The 18301-nt window shown below is 72.5% G+C and carries 17 protein-coding genes; 10 read left to right on the top strand and 7 right to left on the bottom strand.

Annotated elements, in window-relative coordinates; all coding sequences use genetic code 11:
• Positions 1–2: 2 nt before the first annotated feature.
• The 3 genes from BT341_RS39440 to BT341_RS39430 all read right to left on the bottom strand — a co-directional run bounded on the left by BT341_RS39440 (position 3) and on the right by BT341_RS39430 (position 4355).
• Positions 3–1784, bottom strand: coding sequence for a hypothetical protein (locus BT341_RS39440; RefSeq protein WP_072481072.1), 1782 nt, complete (start codon positions 1782–1784; stop codon positions 3–5).
• Positions 1785–2121: 337 nt separating this feature from the next.
• Positions 2122–4092: an SDR family oxidoreductase gene (locus tag BT341_RS39435; RefSeq protein ID WP_072481071.1), complete on the bottom strand. Its 1971-nt coding sequence runs from the start codon at positions 4090–4092 to the stop codon at positions 2122–2124.
• A 59-nt stretch (positions 4093–4151) separates the two neighbouring features.
• Complete coding sequence (locus tag BT341_RS39430; RefSeq protein WP_072481070.1) at positions 4152–4355, bottom strand: hypothetical protein; 204 nt, start codon at positions 4353–4355, stop codon at positions 4152–4154.
• Positions 4356–4560: 205 nt separating this feature from the next.
• Here BT341_RS39430 and BT341_RS39425 point away from each other — a divergent pair, with 205 nt between their 5' ends.
• Entirely contained in the window at positions 4561–5784 is a 1224-nt protein-coding gene (locus tag BT341_RS39425; protein WP_072481069.1) for an NAD(P)/FAD-dependent oxidoreductase, read from the top strand.
• Here the strand turns inward: BT341_RS39425 and BT341_RS39420 are convergent.
• Positions 5753–6979: a multidrug effflux MFS transporter gene (locus tag BT341_RS39420; protein WP_072481068.1), complete on the bottom strand. Its 1227-nt coding sequence runs from the start codon at positions 6977–6979 to the stop codon at positions 5753–5755. The genes BT341_RS39425 and BT341_RS39420 overlap by 32 nt on opposite strands.
• A 206-nt stretch (positions 6980–7185) precedes the next feature.
• Here BT341_RS39420 and BT341_RS39415 point away from each other — a divergent pair, with 206 nt between their 5' ends.
• From BT341_RS39415 to BT341_RS39390, 6 genes are read left to right on the top strand one after another with little or no spacing between them, the layout of a single operon-like run.
• On the top strand, positions 7186–8037 hold the full coding sequence (locus BT341_RS39415) for a fumarylacetoacetate hydrolase family protein (RefSeq protein WP_072481067.1): 852 nt from the start codon (positions 7186–7188) through the stop codon (positions 8035–8037).
• A 2-nt stretch (positions 8038–8039) separates the two neighbouring features.
• A complete protein-coding gene (locus tag BT341_RS39410; protein ID WP_072481066.1) occupies positions 8040–9344 on the top strand; it encodes an enolase C-terminal domain-like protein in 1305 nt (434 codons plus the stop codon).
• Positions 9337–10083 carry an SDR family NAD(P)-dependent oxidoreductase gene (locus BT341_RS39405; protein WP_072481065.1) on the top strand — a complete coding sequence of 249 codons (747 nt, stop codon included), beginning with the start codon at positions 9337–9339 and terminating at the stop codon, positions 10081–10083. Before BT341_RS39410 ends, BT341_RS39405 begins: the two co-directional genes overlap by 8 nt.
• A 48-nt stretch (positions 10084–10131) precedes the next feature.
• Positions 10132–11163, top strand: a complete 1032-nt coding sequence (locus BT341_RS39400) for a sugar ABC transporter substrate-binding protein (RefSeq protein ID WP_143168988.1) — start codon at positions 10132–10134, stop codon at positions 11161–11163.
• Complete coding sequence (locus BT341_RS39395; protein ID WP_072481063.1) at positions 11160–12683, top strand: sugar ABC transporter ATP-binding protein; 1524 nt, start codon at positions 11160–11162, stop codon at positions 12681–12683. Before BT341_RS39400 ends, BT341_RS39395 begins: the two co-directional genes overlap by 4 nt.
• Positions 12680–13696, top strand: a complete 1017-nt coding sequence (locus BT341_RS39390) for an ABC transporter permease (protein ID WP_072481062.1) — start codon at positions 12680–12682, stop codon at positions 13694–13696. Before BT341_RS39395 ends, BT341_RS39390 begins: the two co-directional genes overlap by 4 nt.
• Positions 13697–13738: 42 nt before the next feature.
• Here the strand turns inward: BT341_RS39390 and BT341_RS39385 are convergent, their stop codons facing one another.
• Entirely contained in the window at positions 13739–14470 is a 732-nt protein-coding gene (locus BT341_RS39385) for a FadR/GntR family transcriptional regulator (protein WP_072481061.1), read from the bottom strand.
• Positions 14471–14550: 80 nt separating this feature from the next.
• Between BT341_RS39385 and BT341_RS39380 the strand changes: the two genes are divergently transcribed.
• Genes BT341_RS39380 through BT341_RS39370 form a run of 3 tightly spaced genes read left to right on the top strand, consistent with a single transcriptional unit; the run spans position 14551 to position 16711 of the window.
• Complete coding sequence (locus BT341_RS39380; protein WP_072481060.1) at positions 14551–14889, top strand: L-rhamnose mutarotase; 339 nt, start codon at positions 14551–14553, stop codon at positions 14887–14889.
• A gap of 5 nt (positions 14890–14894) precedes the next feature.
• On the top strand, positions 14895–15863 hold the full coding sequence (locus tag BT341_RS39375) for an aldo/keto reductase (protein WP_072482428.1): 969 nt from the start codon (positions 14895–14897) through the stop codon (positions 15861–15863).
• On the top strand, positions 15860–16711 hold the full coding sequence (locus BT341_RS39370; RefSeq protein WP_072481059.1) for an amidohydrolase family protein: 852 nt from the start codon (positions 15860–15862) through the stop codon (positions 16709–16711). The genes BT341_RS39375 and BT341_RS39370 overlap by 4 nt, the downstream gene beginning before the upstream one ends.
• Before the next feature lie 31 nt (positions 16712–16742).
• Here BT341_RS39370 and shbA read toward each other — a convergent pair whose 3' ends face one another.
• Together shbA and BT341_RS39360 are read right to left on the bottom strand one after the other, a co-directional pair.
• Positions 16743–17396 carry an RNA polymerase sigma factor ShbA gene (shbA, locus tag BT341_RS39365; protein WP_072481058.1) on the bottom strand — a complete coding sequence of 218 codons (654 nt, stop codon included), beginning with the start codon at positions 17394–17396 and terminating at the stop codon, positions 16743–16745.
• 253 nt (positions 17397–17649) lie between these two features.
• Positions 17650–17946, bottom strand: a complete 297-nt coding sequence (locus tag BT341_RS39360; RefSeq protein WP_072481057.1) for a DUF202 domain-containing protein — start codon at positions 17944–17946, stop codon at positions 17650–17652.
• Positions 17947–18301 lie beyond the last annotated feature (355 nt).

Here is an 18301-nt window from a genome sequence, read left to right as displayed (position 1 = left end):
GATCAGGGCGCGTACTTGCCCACGAAACTGCCGCAGGTGACCGTGCGGCCCGTGAGCCGGGCCTGGATCGCCCGCTCCAGGCCGAGATAGGTGAACACCGGCGTGCCGGCGGGAACCTCCGCCGGCACCGGGCCGCCGGTCGCCAGCACGCGGCTCGGCACCGTCTGGAACAGCACGAGGTAGCCGCCTTCGCGGCTGAGCGCGTCGGCCGTGTCGAGCATCCGCTGGGGCGCGTCACCGACGATCTCCAGCGGCAGCGGCCATTCCAGCGGGAACGGGTTGCGCAGGCCGAAGGCCGGGTAGGCGAACGCGTTGTCCGGCAGGACCGCCGTCCGCGCGGCCGGGAACCGGTCCAGGCAGTCGCGGATCTGCCGGACGTAGGTGAACGTCGACGGGTTCGTGCGGATACCCGACATGGCCCGGCTGACCGCGCCGAGGTCCTCGGTCAGCCGGTCGTGCCCGAGGTCGAGGTAGGCGGCCTGGTCGTGGCGGGCGACGACGACCCAGCCGCACACCGCGACGGCCGTCACCCCGGCCGTCGCGGTCACCCACCGCCGCGCGAGCCGCGGCCGCGGCGGGACGACGTGACTCAGCAGCAGCAACGCCGTGAGCGCCAGCGTGCCGGTGAGCAGCGTCGGCGTGTCGTTGCCCCACGACAGGCTCGTCATGAAGCCGGTGGCGAGCACGAGCAGCCCGGGCAGGGGCACCTTCCGCCGCACCGCCGCGTTCACCGGCACGCTGACCGCGACGATCCACCACAGCACGTCGGCCCAGCGGGAGGAGCCGGTGAACCGGCCGTCGACGATCGTCCAGACCACCGCGGCCGCGCCGGCCAGCACCAGCACCCACGACGCGACCCGCCCGGCCGCGCCGAGCCGGTCGCCCGGCAACCGGACGGCGAGCAGGACCACGGCGATCGCGGCGAAGAAGCTCAGCTCCCGCACCGGCGCCCGGGTCAGGACCTCGGGGTCCTCCAGCCAGAGGCCGAGCAGGCGTTCGCCGTACGCGGGCACGCCGCCGGTGAGCTGCTCGACCATTTCGGTGAAACCACCGCCGAGGCCGACCCACGCGACGTACCCCAGGCCGGGCGCGCCGAGCGCGAGGAGGTCCAGCACGAGCCGCAGCGCGCGCCGGGTCCCGGTCCGGGTCGCCGGGTGCAGCAGCAGCCACAGCACGCCGATGACCGCGGCCAGCGCGAAGCTCTGCTTGACGAACACCGCGCAGCCGAGCAGCGCCAGCCCGCCGCGGCGGGCGACGGCGCGGCCGGTGCGCAGACCGGTGTCGAGCGCCCAGGCCCCGCCCGCGGTGAGCGCGATGCCGTCGACGGTGTGCCAGGCCATCAGCGGGAAGGCGTTGAGGTTGATCAGGGACGCCGCCGCGACCATCGCCGTCATGCCCGGGCCCCACTCCAGCACCCGGCGGCGGGTGACCAGCGTGGCGAACGCGATCGTCGCCACGATGATCTCGATCATGGACAGGAAGCTCGACCCGAAGAACAGCGGCATCGGAAGCGCGTAGTCGGCGACGTGCAGGACGGCCGAGCCGAGCGGGCGCGCGGAGATGATGTCGGCGTGCGGCACTTCGCCGTGCAGCACGCGCCACGCCTGGGCGAGGATGAAGCCCTGGTCTGAGGGGTGGAAGCCGAAGCGTCCGACGCGCAGTTCGGTGGCCAGCGCGAGCAGGACGACCCAGCCGGCGTGGATGCCCCAGCGCAGCAGTGGCCGCCGGGTCCTGGCGGCCGCGGGCTCCGGGGCGGCGGCGCGCGCCGGACTCGCCACGTCCACGCCTGCCCGCCTTCCGCTCCCGATCACGCCCGGGAAGCGATGGTAGCGGCCGGGCCCGGCGCGGGCGTGGACAGACCACCGGCCCCGGAGCCCGTGAACGCCACGCTCGCCGACGCCAGGTCCCTCGAGGTGGCATTCACGGACGGGCCGGCCGGCCTACCTCGTCCTGCGGGCCGTGCCGATCGCGGCCGTCTCGTCGGCCACGGCGAATCGTTCCCCAGTGCTGTTTTCCGGCATTTCGAACTCCCCAGTTCACGCCCGCACCGATGTACGGGACTCGCGCGAGGGTAGAAGTACCGTCGTCGCGAAGCCAGTGTTCCGGCGGAATTCGAGGGGATCAAGCACGGCGGCGCCAGATCAGGCGGGTCACCGCCGCCGCGACCGACGCCGGCGCGGGCCGCCGCGGCAGGTCCTTCGCCTCGGGCGCGGACTCCGGCGTGGCCCGGTAGGCCAGGTGCGCGGCGAACCGCGCGAGCCGCGGCGCGGCGAGCGTCGCCAGCTCGGCCGCCCGGCCCTCCGGCAGGCTGAGGATCTCCGGACGTTCCTCGCACGCCTTGACCACGAGCGCGGCGGCGCGTTCGGGGCTGCTGGACGGGATGCCGCGGTAGCCGGTCGGCGCGATCATCGGCGTCCGGACCAGCGGCATCCGCACCGAAGTGAACGTGATCCCGTCCGAGAGGGTCTCGCGCCCGGCCGTCAGGCCGAACTCCTCCAGGGCCGCCTTCGAAGCGAGGTACGCGGAGAAGCGCGGGGTGTCGGTCTGCAGGCCCTGGGTCGTCACGTTGACGACGTGCCCGAACCGCCGCCGCGCCATCGACGGCAGGAAGCCGAGGATGAGCCGCACCGGCCCGAAGTAGTTGATCGCCATCGTGCGCTCGTAGTCGTGGAAGCGTTCCGTGGACAGCGCGACCGAGCGCCGGATCGACCGGCCGGCGTTGTTGACCAGGACGTCGACCGCGCCGTGCTCGCCGAGGACGTCCTTGACCAGCGCGTCGACGGCGTCGCCGTCGGTGAGGTCGCACGGGTACGCCGCCGCGGCGCCACCCGCCGCGGCGATCTCGCTCCGGACCTCCTCCAGCTCCGAAGCGCGCCGGGCCACGAGGATCACCTTCGCGCCCTTGCGGGCCACGGCCAGTGCCGACGCCCGGCCGATCCCGGAGGACGCGCCGGTGATCAGCACCGTCCGCCCGGCCAGGCCGTGGGCGCGACGGGCGCGGTCGGGGTCGAGGTGGGCCTGCCAGTACCGGTAGAGCGGCGCCGCGTAGTCCCGCAATTCCGGCAGCTCGACGCCGCTGCCGTACAACGCCGTCGTGGTGCGCGCGGTGTCGAAGACGACGTCCATGCTCAGGTGCGGCAGCACGGCCAGGGGGATGCCGAGTTCCGCCAGCACGGCGGCGCGGGCCGCGCGGCCGCCGGGCACGCGATCGATCCCGCTCGCGGCGGCCTTCGCGATCCGCGTCCCGGCGCGGCGCACCACGCCGGACGGCCGCGCGGGCAGCACCGCCCGGATCGTCGGCCCGGCCGCCGCGCGCGCGAACGCGTTGTAGACGGAGTTGAGCGACTGCGGGCGCGCGGCGGCCAGGTGGTAAGTCGTCCCGGACGGCGCGTCCCGGTGCATCAGGTACTCCATCGCCTCGACGACGTAGTCGACCGGCACCAGGTTGGTCGCGCCGAGATCGGGGGCGGCCAGCGGCAGCCGCGCGGGCAGCGCCGCCAGCCGCGAGATGGCGGGGAGGAAGAAGTACGGGCCGTCGATCTTGTCCATCTCGCCGGTGCGCGAGTCGCCGACGACGGCCGAGGGCCGGTACACGCGGAAGGGCAGCGGCTGCTCGCGGACGAGCTTCTCGGCCTGGAACTTCGTCGCGTGGTACGGCGAGGCGAAGCGCTGGCCGAGGTCGAAGTCGTCCTCGGTGAACCGCCCGGCGTGGTCGCCCGCGACGGCGATCGAGGACACGTGGTGCACCAGCCCGGCCCCGGCCGCGGCGGCGAAGGCGAGCAGGTGGCGGGTGCCGTCGACGTTGGCGCGCCGGTTGGCCTCCTCGCCGGCGGTGAGGTCGTAGAGCGCGCCGAGGTGGACGACGTGGTCCAGCGGCGGGAGCGCGGCAGGGTCGACGCCGAGGCGTGGTTCGGCGAGGTCGCCGGTGACGGGGTGCAGCTTGCCCGTGCCCTCGCCCAGCGCCGTCAGGCGGTCGCGGGAGGTCTCGCGGACCAGTGCGTACACGGCGGTCGTCCCCGGCCGCCGCAGCAGGCGGGCGACCAGGCGTTTCCCGAGGAAACCCGTCGCGCCCGTCATGAAGTAGGTCGTCATGGCCGGTCCCTTCTCGTCGGGCCCGACTCTAACCTACTGGAAAGTAGGAACGGTAGTTGTCAGCTTTCGGTCTTCTCGTCGGCCGTCGCCACGACGGCGTCACGCAGGGCGGCGCGCAGCCGTCCGACGTCGAGCGGGCCGAGCACCGCCGCCTCGCCGGGCGGCGCGACCAGCACCACCTTGTCCTGGCTGACGAACACCGTCACGTCCCTGCGCCTGCCGGCCAGATCCCGGCAGCCGATCGACCACTCGCCCCGACTCATGGTCGCCGCCTCCGACTTCTCCTCGTGGTCGTGCTCCGTGCGAGGGAGGGAGCAGGCCGGGGACGTGCTATGACGCCGGTTCACCCGATCTGCCTACCCGCGGGTTTTCTCTTGCGCTTCCGGGATTTCCGGCGTATCCCCCGGTCGTGGCGCGGGCCGTCCGGGAGTACCGTCCGCACCGATTCGTCGACGTGGGAGGTCTGGGATGTCGGAGCCGCGGAAGATCGTCATCGTCGGAGCGGGCCTGGGCGGGGCGTCCGCCGCGGCCGCGTTGCGGGAACGCGGCTACTCCGGGGAAGTCCTGCTGATGGGCTCCGATCCGCACCGCCCGTACGAGCTGCCTGCGTTGTCGAAGGGCGTGCTGCTGGGCAATGCCGAAGAGCCCGACTGGGTGCACGAGGAGAAGTACTACGCCGAGCACGACATCCGGTTCACCCCCGGCGTCACGGCGACCCGCGTCGAGCTGGGCGCGCGCCTGGTGCTCGACGACACGGGCGGCGAGCACCGCTACGACCGCCTCGTCCTGGCCACCGGTTCGCGCCCGCGCACGCTCCCGGTGCCCGGCGGCGACCTGCCCGGCCTGTACACGCTGCGCACCCTCGACGACTCCCGCAGGCTGCGCGCGGCGTTCGCGGACGCGCGGCGGGTGGTGATCGTCGGCGCCGGCTGGCTCGGCTCGGAGGCGGCCGCGGCGGCGCGGGCGCACGACGCCGACGTCACGGTGGTGGACCCGGTGCGGGTGCCGCTGGCGAACGTCCTCGGCGAGACGGTCGGCGGGGTGTTCCGCGACCTGCACACCGAGCACGGCGTGCACTACCGGCTGGGCGAGCAGGTCGCGGAGATCACCGGCGGCGCGGACGGCGTCCGCGGCGTCCGGCTGGGCAGCGGCGAGGAGCTGACGGCGGACGTGGTCCTGATCGCGGTGGGCGCGGCACCGCGGGTGGAACTGGCCCACGCGGCGGGCCTGGAGCTGTCGGACGACGGCGGCGTGTCCGTGGACGCGGGCCTGCGCACGGCGGCCCCGGACGTGTACGCGGTCGGCGACATCGCGGCGCACTTCCACCCGCGTTACGGGCGCCGGATCCGCGTGGAGCACTGGGCGAACGCGAAGGACCAGGGCACGCACGTGGCGCAGAACCTGCTGGGCGAGAACCAGCCGTTCCTCAACTCGCCGTACTTCTTCACCGACCAGTACGACCTGGGCTGCGAGTACCGCGGGCTGGCGGACCCGGACTCGGACGAGCTGGTGATCCGCGGCGACCTCGGTGCCCGCGAGTTCACGGCGTTCTGGCTCCGCGAAGGCGAAGTGACGGCGGCGATGAACGTGAACATGTGGGACGACGGCGACGCGCTGGGCGCGCTGGTGGACGGCCGCGCGAAGGTGACGGCCGGCCAGCTCAAGAACGCGGACCTGGCGTCCCTGGCCTGACTTTCCGCGCCAGCGCGAGAAAAGCCGCCAGCGCCAGCAGCGCGAACCCCGCCATGGTCGCGGCCATCGGCACCGCCGTTCCCGGGCCGCCGAGCCCGACCAGCGGGGTCGCCACCGCGCCCACGACGAACTGCAGCACGCCCAGCAACGCCGACGCCGCCCCGGCCGAGCGGGCGTGGGCGGCCAGCGCCAGCGAACTCGCGTTCGGCATCACCAGCCCGATGCTGGACACGAGCAGGAACAACGACACCAGCAACACCGGCAGCGGCGCCCGCAGCAACGCCGAAGCCAGCACCGACGCGCCGCCGAAGACGCCCAGCAGCAGTCCCGAAAGCAGCAGCGCCCGCTCGGACACGCGGCCCACCAGCCGTCCGTTGAGCTGGCCCGCCAGCACGATGCCGACGCCGTTCGCGCCGAACACGACGCTGTACGCCTGCGGGCTGAGCCCGTACACCCCTTGCAGCGCGAACGACGATCCGGAGATGTAGGCGAACATCGCCGCGAACAGCAGCCCGGACGCCAGCGCGTAGCCGGCGAACGAGCGGTCCAGCACCAGCCGCCCGTACGTGCGCATCACCGCGCCCAGCCGCGCCGGCGAGCGGACCGTCGAGGGCTCCGGCAGGAAGAACGTCACCACCGCCAGCAGCAGCGCGCCGAACGCCGTCAGGACCACGAACACCCCGCGCCAGGACGTCCAGTTCAGCAGCTGCCCGCCCAGCAGCGGCGCCAGGATCGGGGCCAGGCCGCTCACCAGCATCAACGTCGAGAAGAACTTCGTCATCGCGGTGCCGGAGAACAGGTCGCGCACCGTCGCGCGCGCGATCACGATGCCCGCGGCCGCGCCGAGCGACTGCACCAGCCGGGCGGCGACCAGCAGCCACGCGTCCGGGCTCACCGCGCACAGCACCGAGCCGGCGACGTACAGCACGAGCCCCGCCAGCAGCGGGCGGCGGCGGCCCAGCGCGTCCGACAGCGGGCCGAGCACGAGCTGGCCCAGCGCCAGGCCGACGATGAACGCGCTCAGCGTCAGCTGGACCGTCGTGTCCGCCGCCCGCAGGTCGCCGGCCATCCGCGGCAGCGCGGGCAGGTACATGTCGATCGACAGCGGCCCGAACGCCGTCAGGCCGCCCAGGATCAGGACGAACTTCAGCTGCGCCCGCCCGCCGGGCGCGGTACGTTCCGCCGTGGTGGTCATCCGCCTCCTGTCGGTCCCTGAACCGGACCAGCGAGCCGGGCGCCGGGGCTATTCCGGCTGTGATCGGTGACACGCCGTGGTCGGCCGAGCGGTGAACCGATACTGATCCGATCAATTTTCCGGCCGATTGGGCGTTGGCTCTGGATCGCGCCGCCACACTGCGATATACATCGGATGTCTGGTCAGGGCGGGTGAAGGGAAAATCCGTGCAGCTTGTGCGTCTCGGGGAGCCGGGAAGTGAGCGTCCGTTCGTGCGTGCCGGCGACGGCACGACCTACGAGCTGGGCGGGCTGACCGCCGACATCGACGGCGGCTTCCTCGCCGCGGACGGGATCGCGCGCACGGCCGCCGCGCTCGCCGCCGGGGAGCTGCCGCGCGCCGACGTCGAGGGATTGCGCGTCGGCTCGCCCATCGCGCAGCCCGGCAAGGTCGTCTGCATCGGCATGAACTACCGCCGCCACGCCGAGGAGACCGGCGCGACCCCGCCCACCGAGCCCGTCGTCTTCATGAAGGCGCCGGACGTCGTGGTCGGCCCCGGCGACGACGTCCTCATCCCGCGCGGGTCGGTCAGCACCGACTGGGAGGTGGAGCTCGGCGTCGTCATCGGCAAGACGGCCCGCTACCTCGACAGCGCCGACGAAGCCCTCGGCCACGTCGCCGGGTACGTGATCTCGAACGACGTCTCCGAGCGCGCGCTGCAGTTCCGCACCGCCCAGTGGGACAAGGGCAAGTCCTGCGAGAACTTCAACCCGCTCGGCCCGGCGCTCGTCCCGGCGAGCGAGGTGCCCGACCCGCAGAACCTCGGCCTGCGCCTGTGGGTCAACGGCGAGAAGAAGCAGGACTCGAGCACGAAGGACATGATCTTCTCCGTGGCCGCGATCGTCCACCACCTCAGCCAGGTGATGGTGCTGCGGCCCGGCGACCTGATCAACACCGGTACCCCCGAAGGCGTCGCGCTCGGGCACCCCGATCCCAAGCCCTACCTGCGCGACGGCGACGTCATCGAGCTGGAGATCGACGGCCTCGGACGGCAGCGCCAGACCGCGAGGCAGGCCTGACCATGGCGAAGATCATCGGCATGGAGGTCCTCGACGTCCGGTTCCCCACTTCCCGGGAGCTGGACGGCTCGGACGCGATGAACCCCGACCCCGACTACTCCGCCGCCTACGTCGTGCTCCACGCCGACGGCGGCCCGGACGGCTACGGCCTCGCGTTCACCATCGGCCGCGGCAACGACGTGCAGGCCGCGGCGATCCGCGCGCTCGCCCCGCACGTCGTCGGCCGGGACGTCCCGGAGGACGCGGCCGCGCTCGGCGACCTGTCCCGCACCCTCGTCGGCGACTCGCAGTTCCGCTGGCTGGGCCCCGAGAAAGGCGTCGCGCACATGGCCGTCGGCGCGGTCGTCAACGCGGCGTGGGACCTCGCCGCGCGCCGCGCCGGCCTCCCGGTCTGGAAGTTCGCGGCCCGCATGACCCCCGAAGAACTCGTGTCCCTGGTCGACTTCCGGTATCTGTCCGACGCGCTCACCGAAGCCGAAGCCCTGGAGATCCTGCGCCGCGCGGAACCGGGCCGGGCGGAGCGGACCGAACAGCTGGAAGCACACGGCTACCGCGCCTACAGCACGTCACCCGGCTGGCTCGGCTACGCCGACGCGAAGCTGGTGCGGCTGGCCGAGCAGGCCGTCGCCGACGGCTTCGAGATGATCAAGCTGAAGGTCGGCGGCAACCTCGAGGACGACGTCCGCCGCATGAAGCTGGCCCGCGAGACGGTCGGCCAGGACGTCCGGATCGCCGTCGACGCCAACCAGCGCTGGGACGTCTCCGCCGCGGTCACCTGGATGACGGCGCTCGCGCCGTACGACCCGTACTGGATCGAGGAGCCGACGTCACCGGACGACGTCCTCGGGCACGCGGCCATCGCGAAAGCGCTTGCCCCGATCCGGGTCGCCACCGGCGAGCACGTCCAGAACCGCGTGGTCTTCAAGCAGCTGCTGCAGGCGAACGCGATTTCGGTGCTGCAGCTGGACGCCGCGCGCGTCGGCGGGTTCAACGAGAACCTCGCGATCCTGCTGCTGGCCGCCAAGTTCGGCGTGCCGGTGTGCCCGCACGCCGGCGGGGTCGGGCTCTGCGAGCTCGTCCGGCACCTGTCGATGTTCGACTTCGTGGCCGTGTCCGGCACCGACGCGGACCGCTCGATCGAGTGGGTCGACCACCTGCACGAGCACTTCACCGACCCGGCCGTCGTCGAGCGCGGCCGGTACCTCGCCCCGACCGCACCCGGGTTCTCCGCGCGCATGCACGACGCCACGCTGCGCCGGTTCCGCTTCCCGGACGGTCCCGAGTGGACGGAGACCGCAAGTGAGTGAATTCGAGGGCCTGGTGGCCGCCGTCACCGGAGGTGCCTCGGGCATCGGCGCGGCCGCGGCCACCGTGCTGGCCGGACGCGGCGCGCAGGTCGCCGTCCTCGACCTGAAACCGGACGACGACGGCTTCCGCTGCGACGTCTCCTCCGACGACGAAGTGCGCTCCGCGATCGACGCCGTCGTGGACCGCTTCGGGCGCCTCGACATTCTCGTCAACAACGCCGGGATCGGCGCCCAGGGCGACGTCACGGCCAACGACGACGACGAATGGCACCGCGTGTTCGACGTCAACGTCGTCGGCATGGTCCGGGTGGCGCGGGCCGCGTTGCCGCACCTGAAGCAGTCGCCGTCCGCGGCGATCGTCAACACCTGCTCCATCGCGGCCTGGGCCGGCCTGCCCAACCGCGCGCTCTACTCGGCCAGCAAGGGCGCGGTGCTCTCGCTGACCCTGGCCATGGCGACCGACCACCTGCCCGACCGCATCCGCGTCAACTGCGTGTGCCCGGGCACGGCCGACACGCCGTGGGTGGGCCGCCTCCTCGACGCGGCCGGCGACCCGGAGGCCGAGCGCGCCGCGCTCGCCGCCCGGCAGCCGATGGGCCGCCTGGTCACCGCCGACGAGGTCGCGCACGCGATCGCCTACCTGGCCAGCCCGCTTTCCGCGTCGACCACCGGCACCGCGCTCGCGGTCGACGGCGGCATGTACGGCCTGCGGCCCCGCGGCCCGGTCCACCACGACTAGAAGACTTGATCCAACGCCGTCATCAAGGAGGATGCTGTGCGCACGAGGGTGATCCAGGTGGCCGCCACGGCCGCCGTCTGCGGCCTGGTGCTGGCCGCCTGCGGGTCCACCAAGGACAACGCGGCCGCCCCGGCCGCCGGCGGGGGTGGCGGCGGCAAGGTCGGGGCGACGATCCCGCTGCTGACCTCACCGTTCTGGCAGGCTTACAACAACTACGTGCCGCAGATGGCGAAGTCCGAGGGCGTCGACGTCCTCCCGACGGTCAACGCCGACAGCGACCCGGCGAAGCTGATCACCGACATCGGCACGTTCCTCAACGAGGGCGTCAAGGGCTTGGTCGTGACGCCGCTGGACTCCGCGGCCGTCGTCGCCGGGCTCAAGCAGGCCGAGAACAAGGGCGTGCCGGTGGTCGCGGTCGACGTCGCTCCCGAGAGCGGCAAGGTCGCCATGGTCGTGCGGGCCGACAACAAGGCCTACGGCACCAAGGCGTGCGACACGATCGGCGAGAAGGTCAAGTCCGGCAAGGTCGTGCAGATCATGGGCGACCTGGCCTCGGTCAACGGCCGCGACCGCTCGGAAGCCTTCCGCGACTGCATGAAGCAGAAGTACCCGGCCATCCAGGTGCTGGAGATCCCGGCCGAGTGGAAGGCCGACAAGGCGTCCTCCGGCCTGGACAGCATGCTGACCGCGAACCCGGACATCAAGGGCGTCTACATGCAGGCGGGCGGGGTCTACCTGGCCCCGACGCAACAGGCGCTCAAGCGCAAGAACCTGTACTTCCCGGTCGGCGACCCGAAGCACATCGTGCTCGTGTCCAACGACGGCATCCCGCAGGAGCTGGCCGCCATCCGCGCCGGCGAGCTGGACGCGACCGTGTCCCAGCCGGCCGACGCGTACGCGAAGTACGGTCTGTACTGGCTGAAGAAGGCGATGGCGGGCGAGACGTTCAAGCCGGGCCCGACCGACCACGACAGCACCATCGTCGACCTCGGCAACGGCATCCTGGAAGACCAGCTGCCGGCGCCGGTCATCACCAAGGACAACGTGGACGACAAGGCCCTCTGGGGGAACAACCTGTGACCGCGCTGCCCGCCGGCGAATCCGCCGTCCCGGTGGTCAGCGCCGCAGGCGTCGGCAAGCGCTACGGCCCGACCGTGGCGCTGCACGACGTCAGCCTCACCGTGCAGCCCGGCGAGTCGCACGCGCTCGTCGGGCGGAACGGCGCCGGGAAGTCGACGCTCGTCGGCATCCTCACCGGACTGTCCAAACCGGACACCGGGCACGTCGAGTTCGGCGGCGCGCCCGCCCCGCCCCTGGCCAGGCAGGAGGAGTGGAAGGCCCGGGTCGCCTGCGTGTACCAGCACGCGATGGTGGTCCCGCAGCTGACCGTGGCCGAGAACCTGTTCCTCAACCGGCAGTCCGGCGGCGGGTTCGCCATCGGCTGGAAGAAGCTGCGCCGCCAGGCCCGTGAGCTGCTGGATTCGTGGGACGTGCACGTCGACGTCGACACCCCCGCCGGCGAGCTGTCGGTGGAGGACCGGCAGTTCGTCGAGATCGCCCGCGCGCTGTCCTACGGCGCCCGGTTCATCGTGCTCGACGAGCCGACCGCGCAGCTGGACAGCCAGGCCATCGACCGGCTGTTCGGCCGGATGCGGCAGATGCAGGCGGGCGGGGTGACGTTCCTGTTCATCTCGCACCACCTGCACGAGGTGTACGAGGTCTGCCAGGCCGTCACGGTGCTGCGCGACGCGAAGCACGTGCTCACCGCGCCGGTTTCGGAAGTCGGCAAGGCCGAGCTGGTCGACGCGATGACCGGCGAGCCGGGCGGCCTGGCCGTCCGTGACGCGGCATCGCGGGAGGCGCTCGAAGCGGACGCGCCGGAGATCCTGGCCGTGGACGGCCTGTCCGGCGACGGCTTCCGGGACGTCTCGTTCCGCCTGCGCCGCGGCGAGGTCGTCGGCCTGGCGGGCAGCAACGCCAGCGGCAAGCACCAGGTCGCCGAGACGGTCTACGGCCTGCGGACGCCGTCGGCGGGCACGATCCGCGTCGACGGCACGCCGCTGCGGCCCGGTGACATCCCGGCGGCGTTGCGGGCCGGGATCGGCTGCGTGCCGCGCGACCGCCACCACGAGGGCCTGGTGCTGGAGCACTCGATCGCCGACAACGCCACGCTGTCCATCCTGGGCAAGCTGGGCCGCGGCGGGATCGCGTCGCCGGGCACGCGGCGCGCCAAGGCGGCGCAGGCGCTGGCGGACTACGACATCGTGGCCGCGGGCGCCGAGCAGCCGGTGTCCGACCTCTCGGGCGGCAACCAGCAGAAAGTGGTGCTGGCCCGGGCGTTGCTGAGCGATCCGCGGGTCGTGGTGCTGATCAACCCGACCGCGGGGGTGGACGTGAAGTCGAAGGAGGCGCTGCTCGCGGTCGTCGACCGGGTGCGCGCCGAAGGCAAGGCGGTGCTGATCGTCAGCGACGAGCTCGACGACCTGCGCCTGAGCGACCGGGTGCTGGTGCTGCGCGCCGGCGCCGTCGTCGCCGAACACCAGGCCGGGTGGTCCGACGGCGACCTCGTGGCCGACATCGAAGGAGTCGAGCTCTCGTGACCGACGTGATGACCGATCCGAAGACGGCGGTCCCGGCCGCCCCGGCCCGGCGCCGCAAAGCCGTCTGGCTGCGGGAACTGGCGCTGCTGCCCGCGCTGGCCGCCGTGTTCGTGCTGGGCGGCCTGGTCGACGGTGCCTTCGTCGGCTGGAGCAACATCGTCAGCATCCTGACCGCGTCCGCGGCGCTTTCGCTGGTCGTGCTCGGCGAGTCCCTGGTGCTGATCACCGGCAAGTTCGACCTGTCGCTCGAGTCGACCATGGGCCTGGCGCCGGCGCTCGGCGCGATGGTGGTGCTGCCGGCGGCGTCCGCCGGCTTCGGCCTCGGCCTGCCGACCGCCGTCGGGCTGCTGCTGATCCCGGTGGTGGGCGCGCTGGTCGGCTACTTCAACGGCTTCCTGATCGTGAAGCTGCAGCTGAACGCGTTCATCGTCACGCTGGCCATGCAGTTCGTGCTGCGCGGGGTGCAGGTCGGCGCGACGAAGGGCAAGACGCTGTTCAATCTGCCGGACGCGTTCACCGACCTGGCCACGACGACGTTCGCCGGGCTGCCGATGACCGTGTGGCTGGCCGCCGCGCTGTTCGCGGTCGCGGGCTGGTTCCTGCGCTACCACCGGGTCGGCCGGTCCCTGTACGCGATCGGCGGCAACCGCGAGGCGGCGCGCGCGGCGGGCATCCGGGTCGACCGGATCTCGTGGGCGATGTTCGTGCTCGCCGGCGCGTTGGCCGCGATCGGCGGCCTCGCCTACACCGGTTACGTCGGCGCGATCGGCTCCGGCCAGGGCGCGGGGCTGATCCTGCAGGTGTTCGCGGCGGCGGTGATCGGCGGCGTCTCGCTCGACGGCGGCAAGGGCTCCCTGGTCGGCGCGCTCACCGGCGTGCTGCTGCTGTCGTCGGTGTCGAGCCTGCTGAACTTCGCGCACGTGCGGCCGGAGTGGCAGATGGCCATCTACGGCGCCATCATCCTGGTCGCGCTGATCATCTCCCGGTACGCGGGCGGAAAGCCCCAGACCTGACGCCCACCCGGTGAAGATCCGACGTTCTCAGGAGGGCGTGTGCTACGAGGCTTCCGCGGCGGGCTCGGCTTCCGGGTCGGGCACTGTCGGGTCGTCCGCCGTGCCCAGCGCGTTGCGCAGCCACTGCTCCACGCCCGCGACGTGCACGGTCGCCCACGAGCGCGCCAGCTCCGGCTCGCGCGCCGCGATGGCCTCGTAGATCGCCGTGTGCTGTTCCCGGGTCTTCGCGACCGCGCCCTCCTGGGTGAGGCCGCGCCAGATCCGGGCGCGCGCTGTCGGCCCGGAGAGGCTGTCGAGCAGCGAGCACAGCACGGGGTTGCCCGAGCCGTCGGCGATCTTGCGGTGGAACTGCAGGTCGTTGGCGACCAGCGCCTCGACGGTCGGCGAGTCCTCCAGCTCGCCGAGCAGCGCGCCCAGCTCGGTGATGTCGTCGTCGCTCATGTGCAGCGCGGCCAGCGCGGTCGCGGCCGGCTCGAGGATCCGCCGCACGGCGAGGAAGTCGAGCACGGTGTCGTCGCGGTGGAAGTCGACCACGAACGTCATCGCGTCGAGCAGCAGGTTCGGCTCCAGGCTGGTGACGTACGTGCCGTCGCCTTGCCGGACGTCGAGCACCCTGATCAGGCACAACGCCTTCACGGCCTCCCGCAGGGAGCTGCGCGAGAGCCCGAGCCGCTGGGCCAGCTCGGCCTCCTTCGGCAGCCGGTCGCCCGGCGCCAGCTCGCCGGAGATGATCATGTCCTTGATCTTGTCGATCGCGACATCGGTGACGGGCATCGCGTCCGCCCTCCCTGCAACAGACCTCGGATGTTTCGGTGTTGCTGTCCAGCGTGCCATGTTCCGGCAAAGGAGTGGTGATGACCCACCAGCCCCCACCGCAACGGGTGGCTCTGCACACCCGACTCAAGCCCGGCAGGGAAGCGGAGTACGAGCGCGTCCACGCGGTCATCCCGCCCGAGCTGGACACCGCGCTGCGCGAAGCGGGCGTCCACAGCTGGCGGATCTGGCGTAACGGTCTCGACCTGTTCCACGTCGTCGAAGTCGACGACTACGCGGCGATGCGGGCGGCGCTGCGGAACCATCCCGCGAACGTCCCGTGGCAGGCGAGGATGGCCGAGCTGCTGGACGTCGAGGACGACTACTCCGGCAACGACACCGGCATCGGGCTGGTCTGGGAACTGCCGGTGAAGGAGTGACGGCGTTGCGACTCTCCCTCTCCCCGCTCGGGCTCGGCTGCGCGCAGCTGGGCAACCTGTACCACGCGATCAGCGACGAGACCGCCGACGCGACCGTGCGCCGCGCGTGGGACGAAGGCGTCCGGTACTTCGACACCGCGCCGCACTACGGCCTCGGTCTGTCGGAGACGCGGCTCGGCGCGGCGCTGCGTTCCTTTCCCCGCGACGAGTACGTGCTGTCCACGAAGGCCGGCCGCGTGCTGGAACCGAACCCCGCCGGCGCCGACGTGCAGGACGACCAGGGTTTCGCCGTCCCGGCCGCGTACAGGCGCCGCTGGGACTTCAGCCGCGACGGCGTCCTGCGGTCGCTGGAGGACAGCCTGACGCGGCTCGGGCTCGACCGCGTCGACATCGTGTACGTCCACGACCCCGACGACCACTTCGAGGAAGCCCTGCGCGGCGCCTTCCCGGCGTTGCACGAGCTGCGGGAGCAGGGCGTGATCCGCGCATTCGGCGCCGGGATGAACCAGGCGCCGATGCTCGCGGAGTTCGTCCGGCGCACCGACCTCGACGTCGTGCTGGTGGCGGGCCGCTACACGCTGCTCGACCAGCCGGCGCTCGACGAGCTGCTGCCGCTCTGCCTGGAGCGCGGTGTCGCCGTGGTCGCCGGCGGCGCGTTCAACGGCGGCATCCTCGCCACGGCCGAACCGGGCCGCTTCTACGACTACGCCGAGGCGCCGCCGGAACTGGTCGAGCGGGCGAGCCGGATCGCGGCGGTCTGCGCGCGGCACGGTGTCGAGCTGCCGGAAGCCGCGCTGGCGCTGCCGATGGCGCATCCCGCGGTGGCGTCGGTCGTCGTCGGCGCGCATGATCCTTCGCAGGTCAGCGTCAACACGCGGCGCGCGCGGGCGGCGGTGCCGCCGGAACTGTGGACCGAGCTCGTCGACGCGGGGCTGTTGCGTGCCGACGTCGTGATCGCCGAAGGAGTCTCATGATCGACGCCCACCACCACCTGTGGGACCCGGCGCGGCGCGAGTACCCGTGGATGGCGGGGGCGGCGCTCGACCCGATCCGCCGTCCGTACACGGTGGACGACCTGCGCGCGGTGACGAAGGCGGCGGGCGTGCACGCGACGGTGCTGGTCCAGACCGTGTCGTCGGCGGAGGAGACCGCCGAGTTCCTCGCGACGGCGGCCGCCGAGCCGGTGATCGCGGGCGTGGTCGGCTGGGCCGACCTGACGGCCCCGGACGTCGCGGACCGGCTGGCGGCCTCGGCCGGCCCGCTGGTCGGGATCCGGCACCAGGTGGAGACCGAGCCGGACGACGATTGGCTGCTGCGCCCCTCGGTCGTGGCGGGACTTCGCGCGGTGGCGGACGCCGGGCTGGCGTACGACCTGCTGGTGCGCGTCGACCAGCTGCCCGCGGCCGCTTCGCTGGCGGCGCGGCTGCCGCAGCTGCGGCTGGTGCTGGACCACGCGGCGAAGCCGGGGATCGCGGCGGGGGAGTGGGAGCCGTGGGCGTCGCGGGTGGCCGCGCTGGCGGCACACGAAAACGTGGCTTGCAAGCTTTCCGGGCTGGTCACGGAAGCGGACTGGTCGGGCTGGGAGGTCGGGCACCTGCGCCGGTACGTCGACCACGTGCTGGAGGTGTTCGGCCCGTCGCGGCTGCTGTTCGGCTCGGACTGGCCGGTCTGCGAGCTGGCGGCGTCCTACGAGCTGGTGCTGGACGCGGCGATCGCCCTGACCGGGTCGCTGTCGGACGCCGAGCGGCTGGCCGTCTTCGAGCACAACGCCCGCTCGGTCTACGGCTTGGATGCGAGCGGGGAAACCTCTTCCAGGGGGTAAAAGAGGTTTCCCCGCCCGCCGCTGGGGTGGTCTAGAACTCTTCGCCGCCGATCATCGCGCGCAGCCGGGTCAGGGCGCGGTGCTGCGTCACGCGCACGTTGCCCGGCGAGATGCCGAGGGCCTCCGCGGTCTCCGTCGCCGAGAAGCCGACCGCGATGCGCAGGGTCAGGATCTCCTGCTGCACGCGCGGGAGCGACGCGAGCAGCCGGCCGAGGCGCGCGCCGAGGTCGAGGTGCAGCGCGTGGGTCTCCGGCTCGTTGCCGACCAGCGGACGCTCCGGGAGCTCGGGGACGGGCTCGGAGCGGTCCCGCGCGACGGCGCGGTAGGCGTCGGCGACCTTGTTGGCCGCGATCGCGTGGACGAGGTAGAGGAAGGAGCCGCCGCGGTCCTGGTAGTCCGGCAGCGCCTTGAGCACCGCGAGGCAGACTTCCTGGGCGACGTCGTCGGCCGAGAGGTAGGAGAGGTCGCGGCCGCCCATGCGCGCGCGGCAGTAGCGGACCACCACCGGCTCGATCATCTGGAGGAGGTTGTGGATCGCGGCCGGATTGCCCTCGCCCGCGTCTTTGACGAGGGGGTCGAGGTCCTCCTTCGTCAGGCGTCCGTTCGGCCGCGGAGATGACTCCAGAGTGCGATAATCGCGAACGGCGGAACCGGATTCAGCGGTGGTCCTCGGCGGTGCTGTCATGGTCGTCTCCCCGGCCGACCCTCGACCGTCGCTGCCGGGGGCTCCACTCTCCGTGACTTTTCGGTTGCGGATACTCCGGGAGATTCCGGCTCACCCGCACTCCGTGCGACGCTGGGTAATCGTAAACACCTCCCGGGGCGTCAGTCCAGATTTCAACGACCAATACCCCGTTCGCAGGAGCGACCGTGATGTTCCCGCGACCAGCGCCCGCACATTGCGATTAATCGGTTTCAGGATGTGCCGAGTTCACCCGTCAGTGGAAGACGACCACGGAGGCGGCAGTGACGGTCACGGCGAGCGACGCGACAGCGGGCACGGCGGAAGACATGACGACGGGCCGCCCGGCGCGCAAAGCCCGTTCCCGCCGCACGGCCACGCCCGCGAGCAGGGCAGACGTGGCGGCGGCGAGCAGAACGGGCACGAGCGAGGCACCCCAGTGCCGCTGGGCGGCGGAGTGCAGAAGCAGTACGGTGCAGGCGGCGGAGGCAAGGGCGGTCCGCCGCCAGGCAAGTCCCGTCCGCTCGGCCTGAGCCCCGGCATCGGTGGTCATGAGGGGGTCCGGAGGAGTATGACGGCATTTCTGACGTCGCGATAATCGCGAAGCCGCGGTATTCGGGCGGCGGTGAGGTGGTCGGCCGGGCTCGGCCGAATGGGGCGAGAGGTGGCCGGGGAGGCATCGGCGGCGCGTCCGGGTGAGGAACGGGTGAGTGCGGTCCGTGGCCGACCGGGTGAGGTCGCCGCGGCGGAGAAGGTGGCCCTGCGGAGCCTTCGCGGCACGTCTGTGGCAGCTCCGGTCGGGTCCGGCAGCCGACTTCCTCGTGGCCGTCCCGCCTCCGCGGCGGCTGTGGTCAGCCCCGGTCGGGGGCTCCCGGGCTGCGAGTTCGCTCGCGGCACCTCCGAAGCCA

This window comes from Amycolatopsis australiensis (assembly GCF_900119165.1).
GTDB lineage: Bacteria > Actinomycetota > Actinomycetes > Mycobacteriales > Pseudonocardiaceae > Amycolatopsis > Amycolatopsis australiensis.
This window is presented reverse-complemented; position numbering and strand designations above follow the sequence as displayed.